Source organism: Arthrobacter sp. S2(2024) (assembly GCF_036662515.1).
Classification (GTDB): domain Bacteria; phylum Actinomycetota; class Actinomycetes; order Actinomycetales; family Micrococcaceae; genus Arthrobacter.
In genome coordinates, this window is sequence record NZ_JAYKZI010000001.1 from 740,988 (window position 1) to 759,172 (window position 18,185).

An 18,185-nucleotide genomic window follows, 5' to 3' on the forward strand; every position below is an offset into this window, starting at 1 on the left:
GTCTCACCATGAATCTTCGCAGCGAGGACGCTCCAGGTGTAAGCGGCAACTTTAAACTGACCGGAGACGGCAAAACTGGTTGACCGTTCGCGGCAGTGGTTTTGACCAGCGGCGGCAAGCATTTTTGGACAGCAGTAGGCCATGGTGTGTGGCTTGGCGTGCCGGGATTCCCCCTTGTCCATTCCTCGTGTCGTTACGAGGAGAGCCCCTTCCTTCCGCGGTGAAATGGCGATGCCAATCGTTGTATTTCACCCGTAACGGGAAGGAGGGGGCTCGTTATGAAGTCTCCAGGAGAGTTCATGGAAATTTTAGCTGCTTACGATCTGACCCGGTCCTACCGGGATGCCGCGAAGATCTGCGGCGTTTCACACAACACCGTCCGCTCGTATGTGAAGGCCCGCCAGGAAGGCGCCCAGGCACCTGTGGCCCGGCACCGCGGCCGGATGACCGACCCGTTCCTGCCCCAGATGATCTCCTGGGTCGAGCAGTCCCGCGGGAAGATCCGCGGCGATGTCGTGCACGAGAAACTCATCGCCCTGGGGTTCACCGGGTGTGAGCGGACAACCAGGACAACGCTGGCTGAACTGAAGGCCAAATACCGGGCCCGGAACGTGCGCGTTCACCGGCCCTGGACGCCGGAGCCAGGGCTCTGGCTCCAGTTCGACTACGGGGATGGCCCCGTCGTTGACGGTGTGAAGACCGTGTTGTTCGTCGCTTGGCTGGCCTTCTCGCGGTTCCGGATCGTGATCGCCTTGCGGGATAAGACCATGCCGAGCATGTTCGCCGCCCTGGACCGGACGTTCAGGCTGATCGGCGGGATCCCGACCTACATTTTGACCGATAACGAGAAGACCGTCACGATCGAGCACGTCGCCGGAATCCCCGTTCGGAACGCGCAGATTGTGGCGTTTTCCAGGCACTATTCGACGTCCATGCAGACGTGCATCCCGGCCGACCCGGCCTCCAAGGGCGGGGTCGAGAACGCGGTCAAGATCGCCAAAGCCGACCTCGTCCCCAAAGAGACGAACCTCCTGCCCGAGTACCGGTCCTTCGCCGAGCTGGAGGCTGCGTGTGAGGCGTTCATGGAGGAGGTGAACTCGCGGGTGCACCGGGCCACTTTGGAGATCCCCAAAGACATGCTCCGCGTTCTCGAACGCCCCCGCCTGCACACGGTCCCGGAAACCCCGGTCACCGCGAGTTTCGGCCACACCCGCCAGGTCCCGCCGAACACGCCCATGATCACCTTTCAGCAATCCCGGTACTCCGTCCCGCACACCCTGATGGGTGAGATGGTCTGGGTCCGCGGCACCGACACCGAGGTCGTCATCGTCCATGTCGACGGCACCGGCCCGGTCGAGGTCGCACGCCACCAGCTCACCCGGCCCGGGACCCCGGCGATCATCGACGCCCACTTCCCGCCGGCCCCGGCCGGTGCCCTGGAACGGGTCATCCGCCCGACCAACCAAGCCGAGGAAGAGTTCCTGGCCATCGGCGCCGGTGCCGCGCTCTGGCTCAAGGAAGCCGCCGCCGCCGGAACCCAGAAGATCCGGCACAAAATGGAACGCGCCGTGACCCTGGCCAAGGTCCTGGGCGCCGGCGAAGTCGACAAGGGCCTGGGAGCGGCGGCGGTGCACCAGCGCTTCACCCACGAGGACCTGCTCTCCATCGTCAACACCGCCGGCGGCACAAGCCACACAATCAGCACCCGCACCGTCACCGACCAGGGCCAATGGCTAAGCCAGGGCACCAGGGGCTGGGCTAACTTCGGCACCACCACCCCTGGGACTACCCATGATGACTTTGAAGGAGCCACCGAATGAGCGCGACAGTCCTTGCCCCCAGCCCGCTATCGGACCCGGCGGTGGAGAACGTGATCGCGTTGATGCGCACGACCCGGATGCCGCACGCCCGCGCCGTCGTCGCCGACGTCCTGGCCACCGCGAAAGCCCAACGCTGGGACCCCACCGAAGTCGTCCGTGTCCTGCTCGAAGCCGAAGCCACCGGCCGGAACGCCTCGATGCTGGCCACCCGGCGCAAACGCGCAGGCTTCCCCACCGGGAAAACCTTCGACGTCTGGGAGGAAACCCTCTCCACCCTCCCGGCGGCCACGACCTCGTTCCTGCGCACCCTGGAATGGGTGCGGCGGCGTGAGAACCTGATCGCGTGCGGGCCCTCCGGCACCGGCAAAACCCTGCTCCTGGAAGCGCTCGGCCAGCAGGCCATCGACCAGGGCATGTCCGTGTCCTGGCTGAGCATGGAAGACCTCGGCGCCCTCGTGCGCCGGCACCGCATCGATGACAGCGTCAACAAAGCCATCACCCGGGCCACCAACGTCGACTTGATTTGTATCGATGACATCGGGCTTTTGCCGGTATCCGCGGACGCCGCGGAGGGCTTCTACCGCGTTGTGGAGGCCTCCTATGAGAAACGCGCCCTGGCGATCAGCTCAAACATCCACCCCTCCGGGCTCGATGAGCTCATGCCCAAAACCATCGCCACCGCGACCGTGGACCGGCTCCTCCACCACGCCCACCTCTGCCAAACCAGCGGCGAGTCCGTCAGGCTCATGCAAGCCCAAAACGGAAAAGGAACCCGCCCCATGAACTAACCCAAAAACTGGTCAGGCGCCCTGAAACCCGGCACGCCCGGAGCGCCTGACCCTGTCCAAAAATACTTGCCGCGACTGGTCAATCACCTGCCGCCAGCGGGCAAACCAAGATGCCACCACCGGTCACTTCTAAGCTGCCGTTGACACCCAGGGACTTTCCGAGTCAGAAGGCGTTAGTTAAGCAGCTTTTAGCCCTGGACGCCTTTGCAGGCCTTGGACCTGGTCATTTTCGCCCGGATTCTAGGGGTTTTACCATCAACGACAGGCGATGATTTGTCATTGATTGTCGCTCATTAAGGTGAGTTAAAGGTGAGTCGATTGCAATTGCTGTCCCCCAGTAATGCCTACGCTGCCCGCGTCCGTCACAAGGGCCAGCCACTACTTCCTCCTGTCGGCCGAGAGGGCCTCCGCGGTACCCAACTGGTCCTTCATGGCTGACAATCTCCGATGCATCACACTACGTCCTGGGATACCGCTTCGGGGCGGGCCGTGGCGGTAGCGGCATGGGCGGCGATCCGGCGTCTGGCCAGGGCATCCGAGGCCTTCGCCGAGGCGTAGAGGGAAGCCGCCAGCGTGAGGGCGAAGACAGCGCCTGCGATGATGAGGCCGGGGTCAACGGGCGGGGCACCTTGGCCCGTCGCCTCGGCGCGGGCCGACCCGTTGAAGAAGGTAATGGCAGTCAGTACGCCTGTACCGAGGGCGACCTCGGTCCAGACGACCTTCGGGAAGTGACGAAGGGTCAGGTGTACGAGGGAGGCGGTCGGGTCGGCCTCACGGGCCAGGGCGATGCGTGGCATCAGCCAGAACGAGTTCACGGCGCCGGCGGTGATCATGCCCAGTACCAGAATGATCTTGACCAGCAGGATCACTCCGTTGGTCGTGGTCCACAATTGCGGGATGCTGCCGATGTGCTGCCAGGTCAGCCACAGGCCGGAGATCAGTGCCGCTCCGACGCTTATCAGTGCGACAAAGCCGAAACGCCGCCACATGTCCGCCCACAGCAGGCCGGCGCGATCGCTCAGACTGCGACGGGTGCCAGCAAGGACGACGAGCAAGGCCAGACCGCCGAGCCACGTGCAGCCGCTGACAATGTGAGTTTGCAAGAAGACCTTGTTGAGCAGGGCCTCCGTGGTTGCGAAGGGAGCCGCTGGTACGAGCCTGATCAGCGTCGCCGCCAGGGCGAAGGGCAGCGCGGTCAGTGCCAGCCAGTCCAGCCGGCGCCGTGCGCGTGGGCTGAAGAGGGCGATCAGCAAGGCGGAGGTCAGGACGATGATGAGGCTCTGCACGAGGAAGAGCGTACCTTCCGAAACCCAGTTGCCCGGCTTCGCGGGCGCGCTCATGAAAGCCCATATCTGCCCGGGTTCCAAGGCATCGCCGTACGGCGCGCCCTTGCCTGACTGGGCCACGAATGCCGCGAGCTGGAAGTAGGCGGTGACGGCCAGGAGGACCCCGGCCCACGCCAGGGAGGTCGCAGTCCGGCGACGCAGGGTCTCGACATCGCCACCCTCGTTGCCTCGTATTCGCAGCGCCGGGCGTACCACCGCCGCGTACGTCACGGTGGTGCCGATGGCCGCGGACAGGCCGACGAAGTAGCCAAATAGAGGCGCATTTGCCAAAGCGGAGGGACGGTATAGACGATCGCAGATGCAGTGAGGTGAGAGTTCATGACGCACATCATATTGTCTACAGTTGACGATTTTGCGAACAAATGGCGATGAAACCCAGTCATGTTGGCAAAGGATTTGGTAGTGGTGCTCGCAGATGCCGAAGGGCGTTGCCCGCCGGCGCCCCCGGAACAGTTGCTCCTGCCCCGGGGGCGCTTTCCCGTTCGACCAGGCCGCGGCTACTAGGCGGGAAGATCGATCACAACCCACATCTTGCGGAGGGTCTCGTGGATCTCCCAGGTACCCCGCCACCCTGCAGGCGTTACGAACTGGGAACCCGGACCGACTTCGAAACTGCTTCCGTCTTCTTCCGTGATGGTCGCTGTGCCGCTCAATATCTGGCAGATCTCGTCATAGCCTGGCCGGGTGCTCGCGAACGTTCCTGGAGTGACCTCCCAGATGCCCGTCTTCAGCCCTTCGCGGGCCCAAAGACGCAACGACACCTCCGTCTGTCCCGGGGTGCTGGAGGTTGCCTTGGGGCTATGCTCGCCCGGGTCCGTTGTGTTTGCATCGCTCATGACAGTGGCCTTGACCATTGTTACTCCTTTTGGGACTGCGCCCTTCGAAAGTGCCCCCCGTCTTCGGAAGAGCACAAACTCAACCTTAGCAATTGTCAACAATCGACGATAGGGCTGAATGGAAAATGTCCCGACCAGGCGCGGCGCCTGCCTCGACCGGTCTGGCCCGCATGCGTGCGCAGGAGTACCGTCGGTGTGAGCATGTAGCAGGGACCACGGCGCCTGACGAAAGACCGAGGGTTCCTGGCAGGGGTTCTTGAAGGAGCCAACAATGGCTGGATGGAATGCTGACACGGCGGCCGGCCCGCTCGGCGCCGGGACGGTCACCCTCGTGGAAGGTACGTCGTTCTGCATCTCATTGCCCAACGGGGACATTCATCCGGATTCGCCGCACGGGGTATTCGTCCAGGACACACGCATCCTGTCACGTTGGAACCTGACCATCAACGGCCAGTCACTGGAGCCCCTGGCAGCCCAGACCAAGGAGCCTTACCGGGCCATTTTTGCGGGCCGTGTTATCCGGTCGGACGGATACGGGGACAGTCCGCTTATCGTTGAGCGCATTCGTGAAGTCGGCGTTGGAATCCTGGAACACGTCACCGTGCACAACCACTCCACGGAGCCAACAGAATGCTTGATCTCGTTCCGGGTAGATTCCGATTTCGCGGACGTGTTCGAGGTGAAGGAAGCCCGGATCCAGCGCCAATGGAGCGAATCACGCGAGCTGGGCGAACACGAACTCACCATCCGTGCAAGTTGGCAGGACATCCGCAAGGCCGTCGTCATCAAGTCCGAAGGTGCGGATGTCGTCCTGGATGCGCTGACGTATCGGACCACCATCCCGCCGCGTGGCCAATGGAGAACGGTGCTCACTGTCGCGCCAGTCCATGACGGAATGGTGCCGGCGGCAAGTGTGGTTCACCCCGCCGTCGGCGAACTCTCACGCAGCGACCGCCGCAGACAGGAATGGGTGGCCAAGATTCCCGTTCTCCATATGGGCAACCACTCCATCGAACGGACGCTGCGGCGGAGTTACGACGACCTTGGCGCCCTTCGCATCGAGGACCCCGCCCACCCGGAGCGGATCGTCGTGGCAGCCGGTGCTCCATGGTTCATGACGCTGTTCGGCCGGGACTCGCTCTGGGCCTCGGAAATGGCCATGTCCGTTGATCCATCTTTGGCGCTTGGCACACTGCAGACATTGGCGGACCGGCAAGGGGCAGTGGTCGACCCGGTGACAGAGGAGGAACCCGGCAAGATCCTGCACGAGGTGAGGCTCGACGTCTCCAGCAGCCTGGCCCTGGGAGGCAAGTCCATCTACTACGGCAGCATCGATGCGACGCCGCTTTTCGTGACGGTCTTAGGCTCGGTCAGCCGTTGGGGCTTTGCCAAGGACACCATCGCCGCCCTGCTCCCCCACGCGGACAGGGCTTTGGACTGGATCCGGAACTACGGAGACAGGGACGGCGACGGCTTCGTCGAGTACGAGCGCCTCAACGATCGGGGTTTGATCAACCAAGGCTGGAAGGACTCCTGGGACGGGATCAATTTCGCCGACGGAACCCTCGCAGAACCGCCAATCGCGCTCTGCGAAGTTCAGGCTTACGTCTATGACGCATACATGGCACGAGCTTGGATTGCCTACGACGACGGAGACGCAGCTTTGGCGACCGAACTCGCCGATCGGGCTGCCCGGTTGAAGGCACGGTTCAATGAGCAGTTCTGGATGCCCGATCGTGGGTACTACGCCATTGCCTTGGACGGCAACAAACGGCAGGTGGATGCCTGCGCCTCGAACATGGGGCACTGCCTTTGGGTCGGCCTCGTCGACGAGGACAAAGCGCCGCTGGTCGCCGAACGGTTGATGTCCCCCGAGATGTTCAGCGGCTGGGGCGTGCGGACCCTGGCCAGCGACATGGGCGCCTACAATCCTGCCAGCTACCACAACGGCTCCGTCTGGCCGCACGATAATGCCGTGATTGCCGCCGGCCTGATGCGCTACGGATTCGTCGAGGAGGCTCAACGGATTGCGTCCGCCCTGTTTGAAGCCGCTGACTACTCGGATGGCCGCCTTCCGGAGCTTTTTTGCGGATTCAGCCGGGACCAGTACAGCGAGCCTGTGCCCTATCCGACTGCATGCTCGCCCCAGGCGTGGGCAGCGACTTCACCCATCCAACTAGTGACGAGCCTGATGAGATACGACACCCATGTTTCCCGCGGCGGGTTCTGGATGGACCCGAAGCTGCCGCCTTCCTACGGCGACCTGCATATCAGCAACGCGCCAATGGCGGGCGGCCGGGTAACCATCGACATTGCAGATTCGGTTCCCACCGTGCAGGGACTTCCACCTGGGATGGTCTTTCATCGAGGGCATCGCCCATGGCTTGCCGAACTGGTGGCCCAGGCCGGCCTGCACCGAAAAGGGTAGCGCGATGGGCTTCGGTCTGCGAGCGGCGAGTTGCGCCGGTTTCCGAGAGGCAGGCGTCTGGAATACCCAGGACCTTTACGGAAAATCAGAATGTCGCTGCGTCAATGACAAAGCGGTACCGCACCGCACTGTCAATGACTCGGTCAAAAGCCTCGTCTATTTCGCTGGCTGGAATCACCTCCACCTCGGCGCCGAGCCCGTGGGCGGCACAGAAGTCCAGCATTTCCTGCGTCTGCCTGATGCCGCCCATCTTTGAACCGGCCAGATTGCGTCTAAAACTCGCCAGTGACCACGCCCGTTGTGTTAGTGGTTTCGAGGGCAGCCCCACGATGACCAGGGTGCCGTTCAAGGCGAGCAAGGAAAGGTACTGATCGATATCGATGTCCGCGGATACGGTATTGATGATCAGGTCGAAATAGCCTTTGTGGCGCGCGAAAGTGGCGGGATCCGACGTCGCGTGGCAGGCCGCCGCCCCGAAACGAAGCGCGTCCTCCTGCTTCCTGAGCGATTGGCTAAGTACCGTCACCTGCGCCCCCAGTGCCGTTGCGATCTTGACGCCCATGTGGCCGAGCCCGCCCATGCCGATAATGGCCACCCGCTTTCCCGGGCCCGCACCCCAATTGCGGAGGGGCGAGTACATGGTTATCCCGGCACACAGTAGTGGTGCGGCTGCTTCGAGCGAAATGCCCTCGGGAATCCGCAGAACATAATTCTCGTCCACAACGATGCTATTGCTGTAGCCACCTGCGGTGGACCGGCCGTCACGGCCCACCGAGTTGTAGGTACTCGTCGATCCCGACAGGCAGTGTTGCTCCTCGCCTGCGAGGCAGTTGACGCAGTTCCGGCATGAATCCACGAAACAGCCCACACCTACCCGGTCACCCACGGCGTGGCGCGTCACTTTGGCTCCGACAGCTTCAACAATTCCGGAGATCTCGTGTCCTACAACGATCGGGAAGTTGACGTTTGCCCAGTCGCCTCGCGCAGTGTGGATGTCGGAATGACAGATGCCGCAGAACTTGATGGCAATTCTGATGTCGAACTCACCCGGATCGCTGCGTTCAATGAGACCGGGCTGCAGTGCGGACGTAGCCGAATTGGCGATATACGCGTTGGCAATAGTGGGCATGTTGCGGCTCCTTAGACGCCTTCTGGATCAGGAAACAGGGACAAATCCGAGGGTCTTGTCCACCACGTTCAACAACGGTTGGCTTTTGACGAACCGTCCCAGATTCTCCAAGAAGAGCTTGCTGAGGTCATCGAGATAATCTTCAGCGTCACCGCTCATGTGAGGGGTGATGATGACGTTCTCCATGCTCCAAAGCGCATGTCCCCCGGGTAACGGCTCCGGGTGCACGACGTCGAGGGCGGCACCGGCGATCGAGCCCGATGCCAGTGCTTCAGTCAGGGCGCCGGTGTGGACAAGTTCGCCACGGCCGACATTGATCAGGTGCGCCGACGGTTTCATGGACGCAAGCACGTCGATGTTCATCAGTCCCCTGGTCTCCGCAGTCAGCGGAGCGGCGAGCACAACATAGTCGTAGTCATGGACGATGCCGGGCAGGTCCTGGGAAGAGTAGATCCAGTCGAAATCATCGTCCCCGGGACGACTTGTGCGTCCGGCACCGCTGACCTCCATGCCTACGGCACGGAACAGGCGCGCGATTTCACGTCCAATCGATCCGATGCCCACCACCAGCGCATTTTTGCCATGGATCTTTTGCGTGGTTCTGTGCTGCCAGCGTTGTTGCTGCTGGAGCTGGAACGAACCCTGCGCATCCTTGGCCAAATCCAAAACGAACCCGAGTGCAAATTCGGCGATGGCCCTGCTGAGCACACCCCGGGAGTTCGTGTAGACAACGACGCTTTGGACCAACTCCTCGAAAAGCAGCTGGCTGACGCCTGCCGCCGAGACATGGACCCACTTCAGCGACGAGGCGGCAGCCCAGTTCTCCTTCAAGGCAGGTGAGAACGAGTGCCACTGGTACAACACGTCCGCGCCGTCCAACGCCTTAGCAAGCCCGTCGGCCTTGGTAAGGCGGACATCCGCCAGCTCCTCGATCTCCTGTAGCCGGGGCGGCAAAGCCTCCCGGTACAGGACCGCGACGACGGGCCGCTTGCGTTCCGTAGCTGTCATGACGACGCCGTTGCTGCCGGCGGCGTGTTTCCCGTCGTGGCGTCCATCGCGCCAATGGTGTCGATGTCGTCAATGGCGGCCAGGACGGCGGCGGTGAACTCGGACGTCGAGGACGGTCCTCCGACGTCGCGCGTGCCACCCCCCTCCCGGAGGACAGACTCGAAAGCCAATTGGAGGTGTTCGGCGGCTTCCGGGTGCCCGAGGTGCTGAAGCATCATGGCTCCCGACCACATCTGGCCCACAGGGTTGGCCAGGCCTTTGCCCGCAATGTCCGGTGCTGATCCGTGGACGGGTTCGAAAAGGGACGGAAAATCACCTTCGGGATTGAGGTTGGCACTCGGGGCAACTCCGATGGAGCCGGTGACCGCGCTACCCAGGTCCGAAAGGATATCGCCGAGCAGGTTGGAAGCAACGATCACATCAAAGGTCCAGGGTTTCAGGACCAGGTGAGCGGCCAACGCGTCCACAAGTTCGCTCGTGAGCGTCACGCCGGGATAGAGGCGGGTGGTTTCTTCCACCACTTCGTCCCAGAAAGGCATGGTGTGGACGATGCCGTTGCTCTTGGTTGCCGAGGTCAGCCGGCCCTTACGCGAGGAGGCGAGCGATGCGGCGTAGTGCGCGGCCCGCGATACTCCCAAGCGGGTGAAAATGGTTTCCTGGACCGCGGTTTCATGCGGCAGCCCGCGATAGGTCCGGCCGCCAACCTCCGAGTACTCCCCCTCGTTGTTTTCACGAACGATGAGGATATCGATCGGTTCCTTGGACGCAAGGGGTGACTTCACGCCGTCGAGCGTTTTCACCGGACGGAGGTTGATGTACTGCTGGAATTCCCGGCGGATCGGAATCAGTAGACCCCACAGGGACTCTGCGTCCGGCACGGCCGGGGAACCCACGGCACCCAGGAAAATGGCATCGTGCTCCGCCAGCTGTTGGAGCCCGTCAAGGGGCATCATCCGCCCGTGCCCGGCGTAGTAGTCCGAGCCCCAGTCGAAATAGGTGAACTCAAGTCCCAACGAGTGGAGTTCGGCGATGCGTTCCAGGCATTCGATGGCCGCCGGGACAACTTCCTTGCCGATGCCGTCGCCCGCGATTACCGCGATTTTGTGGGTGGTCATGAAGCATTCCGTTCTGCGGCCGCCAGCTGTTGCCAGCCGGCGGCCGGCTCCGCCAGTTTGATGATGGTGCTTTTGGGTTCAGTCATCTCACGGACGGCGTGCTTGACGCCTTCACGCCCAACACCGGATTTCTTGAACCCGCCGAAGGGCATCGAGTCGATCCGTACGTCGCTGGTCTCGTTGATCACCACGGCGCCCACATGCAGCTTGTCGGCAATCGCCAAAGCCAGCTCAAGTGATTCGGTGAACACACCGGCTTGCAGCCCGTACTCGGAATCGTTGGCTGCGCGGATGGCGTCGGAGACCTGGATAAACGGCATGAGGCTGACCACCGGACCGAACACTTCCTCCCGGATGACCCGGCAGTCCGCCGGCACGTCCGTGAGGACCGTGGGCTCGTAGAAGGCGTTGCGGCGCTGCCCGCCCACGTGCACGGCGGCACCCGCAGCCTTGGCCTCGTCCACCCATTCCTCCACCCGGCGGGCCTCCGCTTCGGTAATGAGGGGGCCGACGTCGGTGCCGCGATCGAACTTCGCCCCGAAGCGGAGCGCCTTGGTCCCGGTGACCACGTGTTCGAGGACCTCGTCGAACAGCGAAATGTGGACGTAGACGCGCTGGACCGAAAGGCAGTTCTGGCCGGCCACTCCGAACGCACCGGCAACGATTGCCTCTGCGGCTTTCGCTGGTTCAGCGTCGGCGCAGACGATCGTGGCGTTGTTGCCGCCCAGTTCCGAGAGGATCTTCTTGGCACCTGCGGCGGCAGCGATCCGGTCCGCCGTCTTTGGGCCGCCGGTGAAGGAAATGAGGTCCACCTGCGGGTCCGTCACGATCGCCTCGGAGACTCCACGTCCGGCGACAATCGCCGCGATGCGTCCTGCAGGGACACCGGCTTCGAGCAGCAGCTGGACGAAGGCCAGGCCGGTCAGCGGCGTTCGGCCCGAGGGCTTAAGTACGACGCCATTGCCTCCGATGAGCGCTGGCCCCAGCTTGTGTGCCACGAGATTGAGCGGATCATTAAAGGGCGTGATGGCGGCGACGATTCCCACCGGTTTGCGGTTGTACCATCCGATCTTGTTTGCTCCGGCCATGCTGTCCTCGAAAGCGAGGGTTTCTCCACGGAGTTCGCTGGACGCAGCAGCGGAGAGCCGCAACGTTTCGGTGCAGCGGCTCACCTCACGTTCGGCCTCGTTGATGGTCTTGCTGCTTTCTGCGGCAATGAGCTCCGCGAAGCGAACAGACTGCTCGGCCAGAAGCACCGCCGCACGTTCCAAAGCCTCGCGGCGGGCCCGGAGGGGCCATTCACCGTCCTGCAGGTGCCGATGAATGTGGGCTACGGCCCGGCGTACATCCTGTGGGGTCGAGGAACACACATTTCCCAGGAGGACACCGTCTTCGGGATCCCGGACCTCCAGGATCATCTCGGCTCTCTCCCAACGGCCTTCCAGGAATGCGCCACCCGGAAGTGCGGCGATGCTTGCCCGCCTGTAGGCCGTTTCTTCCGCTGTTTTTGGGCACGCTTCAGCGACGGTTGTTGACGAACTCATAGGAAACCTTCTCTTGCCTAGCTGAATCGGTCGATAATCTTCGCGGCTCCGCCAATGAAGGGCAGGAACCACGGCGGGCCGAAGTGGCCGGGCACGGGCGGGTTCTTAAGGTCTTCCCACACGTTCGCCTGCTTGTCACCGGCCATGTAATGGGCCATCTTCTTGCCCATGTGGGCGGCCATTTGCACGCCGTGGCCGCTGTAGCAGAGCGAGTAGAACAGGCCATCGTGCACGCCGGCGTGGACCATCTGGTCCATGGAGAGGTCCACCAAGCCGCCCCAGGTGTAGTCCACCTTCACGTTGGCAAGGTACGGGAAGAGCTCAGTCATCGCCTTGTGCAGGATCTCGCCGCTCTTGACGTCCGAATCCGGGCTGGACAGCGCAAATCGAGCACGTCCGCCGAAAAGGAGCCTGTTGTCCGGGGTGATCCGGAAGTAGTACGTCAGCATCTTGCTGTCCGATGCCTGCCGCCTGTGCGGAAGGATGCGGTTCACCACGTCCTCCGGCAAGGGCTCGGTGACAATGATGAAGCTGCCCACCGGAATCACGCGGCGCTGAAGCCACGGTGTGACATTGCCTGTGTAACCGCTTGTGGCGACCAGAACCTGCTTGGCCCGGGTGATGCCGCGGGTGGTGTGTACGTCGTGGACCGTTCCGCTGACCTTCTTGAGCTCGGTCACGCCCGCATTCTCGCAGATCTGGGCTCCGGCGTTGGCTGCGGCCCCGGCGAGGCCGTGAACGAACTTGCCCACGTGGAGCCCGGCGCCCAGGGGATCCATCATGGCGCCTTGATAGAAGTCGGTGCCGATCTCGCTGTGGATCTCGGACTTCGGAATCAGCGTGACATGGTGGTCCACGAGCTTGGCCAGCAGCTCCTGGGACTTCCGGAAGCCCGCGTTATGCGACTCGTGGTAGGCCAACGAGAGCTTGCCAAAGCGGTTGAAGTCACAGTCGATGGCATAGTCATGGACCAGCTTCTCGATGCTGTCGATGGCGTCGTTGTACTCGCGGAAGTATTCCACGGCCCGGTCCTCGCCATAGCGCTTGACTGCGGTGCTGAAGCCGATGGCCAAACCCGTGGTCGCCATTCCTCCGTTTCGGCCGGACGCACCCCAGCCCACAGTGTGGCGTTCGAGGACCGCGACGCTGGCGCCCTGCTGTGCGAACTCCAGCGCGGCGGATAGGCCGGTGAAGCCGGCCCCGATAATCGCCACGTCGACATTTTCCGGCACTGGCGTGCTGCGATAGTCGCCGGATGGTTCGGCTGTGTCCAGCCAGTAAGGAATGAGTTTCACGGAATGGCCTTTCGCCTCGAAGTCGGTCTAGAGACCGAGGTGCTCGTTGATCTCGTCCAGGGACTTGGCAACGTTGAGGTCGTAGCCCGGGCCAATGGGGTCATAGCCACGGTCCAACAGCCAGAGGTTGCGGAAGCCCATGTCGTGCATCGGGTGCACGTCGTAGCGGGTGTGCGAGGAGATGTGAAGGAAGTCCTCGGGCTTGGCGTTCAGGGTATCGAGCATGTACTCGAACGCCTGGTAGCGCGGCTTGTAAGCCTGGGCCTGCTCAGCGGTCAGCACGGCGTGGAAGTTTGCGCCGAGCTTGGGAATGCTGATCTCCAGGAAGCTGTCGTCCGCGTTGGACAAAGCCACCAGCTTGTAGTTGTCGCCCATGAGCTTCAGCGGGGCCGGCACGTCATCGTGGGCACCAAAGCTGCGTATCGCGTCGGCGAACACTGCGCCCGCGCCCGGGGTCGGACCAATGCCAAAGTACTTGCACACGCGGTCGAAAGAGCCTTGAAGGATCTGCTCGTAGGGCTTGTAGTCGCCAAGAACCTCGTCGAAGCGGTACCCGCGGAACACCTTTTTGAACGCAGGCCACTGCTCTTCAGGCAGGCGGCCATCCAGCAGGCGGCGGGTAGTGGAATCGGTATCCCAGTTGATCAGCGTGCCGTAGATATCAAAGGAGATGTACTTCGGCCGGAAGTTGGTGTCTGCCATGTTCGGTTCCGTTCTTTGTCAGGAAGTGGAAGCGGCGCCGTGCCTGCGTATTGGAGGTTTCGGGAAGCGCGCGGTGAGCGGGGAACGGGTCCCCGGCAGGCTGGAAGATCCTGCCCGATAACTCGACCCTAGGCTCCAAAATTGTAAATTGTCAACAGTTCAATCAGAAGAGACGGCCCTGGTCGCTCCAGCCCTCAATTCAAAAAAAGTTGCTGTAAATTGTTGACAATCTACTTTTGATGAAGTTGCATTGCATTAGACGGCGGAGAGATCCAGATCACATTCCTCCCCCTCCCGGTGACAACCCCGAACTGACTACCCCTTCGAAGGGAAGCATTATGAAGACTCGAACCAAGGCACAAACTGCAACGGCAGCACTGGCCGTACTGCTCGCGCTGACCGCCTGCGGAAGCACCGCCACGAGTGCCCCGGCACCGGACAGCTCCAAGACCTCAAACACCACCGATATTTCCCAGGCCGTCCAGCCTGATGCAGCCGCGGTCAAGCTGCTGCCGCAGTCCTATAAGGACAAGGGCGAGCTGACGGTCGCAATGGACCTTCACTACCCGCCCACCACCTTTCTCTCGGACGACAACAAGACCCCTATCGGCCTGAATCCGGATATTGCCCGCTTGGTGGCCAAGAAGCTCGGGCTGAAGCTGAAGTTTGAGAACACTGTGTTTGACACCATCATTCCCGGCATTGACGGTGGCCGCTACGACTTCACTATCACCACGATGTCCCCCACGCCCGAGCGGCTGAAGGTCCTGGACATGATCGACTACTTCAAAGACGGCAATTCAATTGCAGTGAGTGCAGGCAATCCACTCAAGCTCACCAATGAAACCCTGTGCGGCAAGAACATTGCCGTCACGGCCGGCTCGACGGGCCAGCTGAAGCGCCTCCCGGCCCTCTCTGAGCAAACCTGCACCTCCAAAGGGCAGCCAGCCATCAACTCCGTGACGCTTCCCAACGTCCAGGAGGCGCTGACCCAGCTGGCGTCCAAGCGCATCGACGGCATCCTTTACGACACCACCTCCCTCGCATGGGCCGGGAAGCAGCAGCCGGGCATGTTCACTCTCCTCACCCCCCAGATTAACGTCGGCGCCAGCGACCTGACGTCAGTCGGCCTTAAGAAGGGCTCGCCACTGACCCCCGCGCTCCAGGCTGCCGTCCAATCGGTCCTGAACAGCCCGGAGTACAAACAGTCGCTCTCGAACTGGGGCCTCGAATCGGGTGCCATCACGGATGCGAAGCTCAACTAGGAGGGTTACTCCCATGGTGCAAACCATCAGTCACGGAAGCGGGAACAAGATAGATAGGACCGATCCGGCGCTCAAGCCCAGGCTGCGGCGGCGGGGCGTCTTCGAATACGTGGCTTGGGTGGTGTGCGGCCTGATCGGCGCGGGCGTCCTCGTCTCCGTATCGACCAACCCCAATTTCAAGTGGGATGTGGTCGCCAAGTACTTCACCTACGAAACGATCATCAATGGGCTAATGCTCACGATTTTCCTCACCGTCGCCAGCATGTTCCTGGGCACCCTCCTGGGCCTCGGGCTGGCGATCATGAGATCCTCCCGGATTAAGCCGGTCGCCCTCACGGCGGGTGTCTACATCACGTTGTTCCGTGGAACGCCGGTCCTGGTGCAGCTGATCTTCTGGTTCAACATCGCGGCGCTCTACCCGAACCTGACAATCGGCATCCCGTTCACCAACATCAGCACGGCTGTGGACGTGAACGCGGTCATGGGGCCGATCACAGCGGCTCTGATCGGGCTTAGCCTCAACCAGGCCGCGTACATGGCGGAGATCATTCGCGGCGGTTTCTCGGCCGTCGGCAAAGGCCAGATCGAGGCCGCCGACTCGCTCGGCATGAGCGGCGCAACGAAGATGCGCAAGGTCATCATCCCCCAGGCCATGCCCTCGATCATTCCCGCCACCGGCAACCAATTCATCGGCATGTTCAAGGAAACATCCCTCGTCAGCGTGCTGGGCGTCGCAGAGCTCCTCCAGAGCGCACAACTGATCTACGCCCGCACCTACGAGACCATCCCGCTGCTGATCGTCGCCAGCCTGTGGTACCTCGTGATGACGCTGCTGCTGAGCTATCCGCAATCCCTGCTCGAGAAGAGATACTCCCGCGCAACCTCCAGCCTTCCCCGGAAGGCCAAGAAGATTGTGCTGACAGAACCGGAAGGTGTTGCCCGATGAGTAACGACGGCACCATTCACGCCCGCGGAATCCGCAAGTCCTTTGGCTACAAGACCGTGCTGCAGAACATTGACCTTGACATCGCCTGCGGCGAAGTCTGCTGCATCATCGGCCCGTCCGGCTCCGGGAAATCCACCCTCCTGCGCTGCATCAACGGTCTCGAGACGGTCGACTCGGGGGTCCTCAAGGTAAATGGTGAAGACTTCGGATACTACGAGACCGACACCGCCTACTACGCCTTGAGCCCGAAGAAAGTCGCCGCGCAGCGCACCAGGGTGGGCATGGTTTTCCAGCAGTTCAACCTCTTTCCCAACATGACGGCCCAGGAAAATGTCATGTCCGGTCCCGTCCTGGTCAAAGGTACCCACAAGAAGCAGGCGGCCGAGCGAGCCCAGGAGTTGCTGGCGAGCGTCGGCCTCGGCGCTTTCGGCGACCGCTATCCGGCCCAGCTCTCCGGTGGACAACAGCAACGCGTAGCCATCGCACGGTCCCTGGCCATGGATCCGGAAATCATGTTGTTCGATGAACCCACCAGCGCTTTGGACCCCGAAAAGGTGGGCGAAGTCCTCGCCGTCATGCAGGACCTGGCCAAGAAGGGCATGACGATGGTGGTCGTGACCCATGAGATGGGCTTCGCCCGGGAGGTATCGGACACCTTGCTCTTCATGGACGAAGGCGTCATCGTCGAACGCGGCGCCCCGAGGGAAGTCCTTGCCAACCCGAAGGAACGCCGAACGCAAGCCTTCCTGAAGCAGGTGCTCTAAGCCATGGACGGAAAACTGGCCGTAATCGGCCTGGGCAGCATCGGCAGCATGGCCCTATGGCAGGCATCCCGCTTGACCGATTCCGTCGTCGGGTTTGAAGCCCAATCACCCGGCCACGCCCGAAGCGCGGTAGGAGGGGACACCCGACTCTTCCGCATGCTCTATCGCGGAATACCCGACTACTACCCCATCCTGCAGCGTTCCCGGCGCCTCTGGGCCGAACTCGAGGCGGAATCAGGGCAGGACATTCTGACGCGCTGCGGCGGGCTATCTATCGGGACGGTTGATGGCCCTTACATCGCCGCCCTACTCGAAACGACCCGGGTCAACGGGGCCGAGCATGAGATCTTGAGTCGAGACGCCATGGCGGAACGGTATCCGCAGCACAACCTTCGGCCTGATGACTGCGCCGTGTTCGATCCGCATGCCGGCGCCCTGCGCACTGACCGTGCGGTGACGGCGGCAGTTGCCGCTGCACAAGCAAACGGGGCAACAGTGGTCACCGACACATCGATCGACAGCATCCAGGAAACTGACGACGGCGTGGTCGTCACCGCGGGCGACGAATCGTGGACCTTCGAAAACGTGATCGTCGCGTCCGGCGGCTGGTCCCAAAAGCTCATGCCCGAATATCTGAAAGCGGCAACCGAGACACGGCGGATATTCCTGTCCTGGTTCGTGGCTAGAGACGCGGCGGAATTCTCCCCGGAGCGGTTCCCCGTCTTCATCAGGATTTCCGGAGACCGCTCCATGTACGGCGCGCCGAGCGTCGACGGAGTGACGGTAAAAGCCACCTTGGATGGTCGCGGTGCGCCGACACCGGCGGCTGACTCAGTGCCGAGGGACCTCACCGCGGCGGAGATCGCGGAAACAACCGAGACGGTACGTGAGTTCTTCCCTGGCCTTTTTCCTAACATCGTTCGCTCGGACGCGTTCCCGGACCTCTACACCGCGGACTTCCAGCCTTTGCTGGGCTTCCTCGACAATTCCAGCAGGATCTACGCCGCAACTGGATTCTCCGGTGCCGGATTCAAAATGGCGTCCGGATACGGAGAGATCGCAGCCAGCGAAGCCCTTGGCAAGCGCTACTTTGACGGGCTGGACTTCGTTCGGCCCCACAGGTTCGAAAAGATTTAGGCGCTTCTTATGGGTTCGCTAGGTGAACTCCGGATCGCGTATTGTTGACAATCTACAGTTAC

The 18,185-nt window shown here is 62.2% G+C and carries 15 protein-coding genes; 7 read left to right on the forward strand and 8 right to left on the reverse strand.

Annotated elements, in window-relative coordinates; all coding sequences use genetic code 11:
* Positions 1–278 precede the first annotated feature (278 nt).
* Both istA and VLA65_RS03430 read left to right on the forward strand, forming a co-directional pair.
* A complete protein-coding gene (istA, locus tag VLA65_RS03425; protein WP_332601803.1) occupies positions 279–1,820 on the forward strand; it encodes an IS21 family transposase in 1,542 nt (513 codons plus the stop codon).
* Positions 1,817–2,608 carry an ATP-binding protein gene (locus VLA65_RS03430; RefSeq protein WP_332601804.1) on the forward strand — a complete coding sequence of 264 codons (792 nt, stop codon included), beginning with the start codon at positions 1,817–1,819 and terminating at the stop codon, positions 2,606–2,608. Before istA ends, VLA65_RS03430 begins: the two co-directional genes overlap by 4 nt.
* A 452-nt stretch (positions 2,609–3,060) precedes the next feature.
* Here the strand turns inward: VLA65_RS03430 and VLA65_RS03435 are convergent, their stop codons facing one another.
* Entirely contained in the window at positions 3,061–4,224 is a 1,164-nt protein-coding gene (locus VLA65_RS03435) for a CopD family protein (protein WP_332601805.1), read from the reverse strand.
* 230 nt (positions 4,225–4,454) lie between these two features.
* A complete protein-coding gene (locus tag VLA65_RS03440; RefSeq protein ID WP_332601806.1) occupies positions 4,455–4,808 on the reverse strand; it encodes a cupin domain-containing protein in 354 nt (117 codons plus the stop codon).
* A gap of 253 nt (positions 4,809–5,061) precedes the next feature.
* Between VLA65_RS03440 and VLA65_RS03445 the strand changes: the two genes are divergently transcribed.
* A complete protein-coding gene (locus tag VLA65_RS03445) occupies positions 5,062–7,218 on the forward strand; it encodes an amylo-alpha-1,6-glucosidase (RefSeq protein WP_332601807.1) in 2,157 nt (718 codons plus the stop codon).
* Between the two features lie 85 nt (positions 7,219–7,303).
* On the opposite strand, the gene VLA65_RS03450 is transcribed toward VLA65_RS03445, so the two are convergent.
* From VLA65_RS03450 to VLA65_RS03475, 6 genes are read right to left on the reverse strand one after another with little or no spacing between them, the layout of a single operon-like run.
* The gene (locus VLA65_RS03450) at positions 7,304–8,347 is read right to left on the reverse strand and encodes an NAD(P)-dependent alcohol dehydrogenase (RefSeq protein ID WP_306963893.1); all 1,044 of its coding nucleotides are present in this window, start codon (positions 8,345–8,347) and stop codon (positions 7,304–7,306) included.
* Between the two features lie 27 nt (positions 8,348–8,374).
* Positions 8,375–9,355, reverse strand: a complete 981-nt coding sequence (locus VLA65_RS03455) for a D-2-hydroxyacid dehydrogenase (protein ID WP_332601808.1) — start codon at positions 9,353–9,355, stop codon at positions 8,375–8,377.
* Entirely contained in the window at positions 9,352–10,470 is a 1,119-nt protein-coding gene (locus VLA65_RS03460; RefSeq protein ID WP_332601809.1) for a tartrate dehydrogenase, read from the reverse strand. Before VLA65_RS03460 ends, VLA65_RS03455 begins: the two co-directional genes overlap by 4 nt.
* Positions 10,467–12,014, reverse strand: a complete 1,548-nt coding sequence (locus VLA65_RS03465) for an aldehyde dehydrogenase family protein (protein WP_332601810.1) — start codon at positions 12,012–12,014, stop codon at positions 10,467–10,469. The genes VLA65_RS03460 and VLA65_RS03465 overlap by 4 nt, the downstream gene beginning before the upstream one ends.
* Positions 12,015–12,031: 17 nt before the next feature.
* Positions 12,032–13,309 (reverse strand): NAD(P)/FAD-dependent oxidoreductase, encoded by a 1,278-nt coding sequence (locus VLA65_RS03470; protein ID WP_284989413.1) that lies wholly within the window; start codon positions 13,307–13,309, stop codon positions 12,032–12,034.
* A 27-nt stretch (positions 13,310–13,336) separates the two neighbouring features.
* Positions 13,337–14,011 carry a haloacid dehalogenase type II gene (locus tag VLA65_RS03475; protein ID WP_306963898.1) on the reverse strand — a complete coding sequence of 225 codons (675 nt, stop codon included), beginning with the start codon at positions 14,009–14,011 and terminating at the stop codon, positions 13,337–13,339.
* A 338-nt stretch (positions 14,012–14,349) separates the two neighbouring features.
* Between VLA65_RS03475 and VLA65_RS03480 the strand changes: the two genes are divergently transcribed.
* Genes VLA65_RS03480 through VLA65_RS03495 form a run of 4 tightly spaced genes read left to right on the forward strand, consistent with a single transcriptional unit; the run spans position 14,350 to position 18,123 of the window.
* Positions 14,350–15,276, forward strand: coding sequence for an ABC transporter substrate-binding protein (locus VLA65_RS03480; RefSeq protein WP_284989411.1), 927 nt, complete (start codon positions 14,350–14,352; stop codon positions 15,274–15,276).
* Between the two features lie 13 nt (positions 15,277–15,289).
* The gene (locus VLA65_RS03485; RefSeq protein WP_284989410.1) at positions 15,290–16,222 is read left to right on the forward strand and encodes an amino acid ABC transporter permease; all 933 of its coding nucleotides are present in this window, start codon (positions 15,290–15,292) and stop codon (positions 16,220–16,222) included.
* Positions 16,219–16,986 (forward strand): amino acid ABC transporter ATP-binding protein, encoded by a 768-nt coding sequence (locus tag VLA65_RS03490; protein ID WP_332601811.1) that lies wholly within the window; start codon positions 16,219–16,221, stop codon positions 16,984–16,986. The genes VLA65_RS03485 and VLA65_RS03490 overlap by 4 nt, the downstream gene beginning before the upstream one ends.
* 3 nt (positions 16,987–16,989) lie before the next feature.
* Positions 16,990–18,123, forward strand: coding sequence for an FAD-dependent oxidoreductase (locus VLA65_RS03495; RefSeq protein ID WP_306963902.1), 1,134 nt, complete (start codon positions 16,990–16,992; stop codon positions 18,121–18,123).
* The last annotated feature ends 62 nt before the right edge of the window (positions 18,124–18,185 follow it).

Bases quoted from the DNA above. Each gene is read 5' to 3' on its own strand.
- VLA65_RS03475 (WP_306963898.1), bottom strand. From the start codon at position 14,011: ATGGCAGACACCAACTTCCGGCCGAAGTACATCTCCTTTGATATCTAC.
- istA (WP_332601803.1), top strand. From the start codon at position 279: ATGAAGTCTCCAGGAGAGTTCATGGAAATTTTAGCTGCTTACGATCTG.
- VLA65_RS03455 (WP_332601808.1), bottom strand. From the start codon at position 9,355: ATGACAGCTACGGAACGCAAGCGGCCCGTCGTCGCGGTCCTGTACCGG.
- VLA65_RS03485 (WP_284989410.1), top strand. From the start codon at position 15,290: ATGGTGCAAACCATCAGTCACGGAAGCGGGAACAAGATAGATAGGACC.
- VLA65_RS03490 (WP_332601811.1), top strand. From the start codon at position 16,219: ATGAGTAACGACGGCACCATTCACGCCCGCGGAATCCGCAAGTCCTTT.
- VLA65_RS03430 (WP_332601804.1), top strand. From the start codon at position 1,817: ATGAGCGCGACAGTCCTTGCCCCCAGCCCGCTATCGGACCCGGCGGTG.
- VLA65_RS03445 (WP_332601807.1), top strand. From the start codon at position 5,062: ATGGCTGGATGGAATGCTGACACGGCGGCCGGCCCGCTCGGCGCCGGG.
- VLA65_RS03495 (WP_306963902.1), top strand. From the start codon at position 16,990: ATGGACGGAAAACTGGCCGTAATCGGCCTGGGCAGCATCGGCAGCATG.
- VLA65_RS03440 (WP_332601806.1), bottom strand. From the start codon at position 4,808: ATGGTCAAGGCCACTGTCATGAGCGATGCAAACACAACGGACCCGGGC.
- VLA65_RS03465 (WP_332601810.1), bottom strand. From the start codon at position 12,014: ATGAGTTCGTCAACAACCGTCGCTGAAGCGTGCCCAAAAACAGCGGAA.
- VLA65_RS03460 (WP_332601809.1), bottom strand. From the start codon at position 10,470: ATGACCACCCACAAAATCGCGGTAATCGCGGGCGACGGCATCGGCAAG.
- VLA65_RS03480 (WP_284989411.1), top strand. From the start codon at position 14,350: ATGAAGACTCGAACCAAGGCACAAACTGCAACGGCAGCACTGGCCGTA.
- VLA65_RS03450 (WP_306963893.1), bottom strand. From the start codon at position 8,347: ATGCCCACTATTGCCAACGCGTATATCGCCAATTCGGCTACGTCCGCA.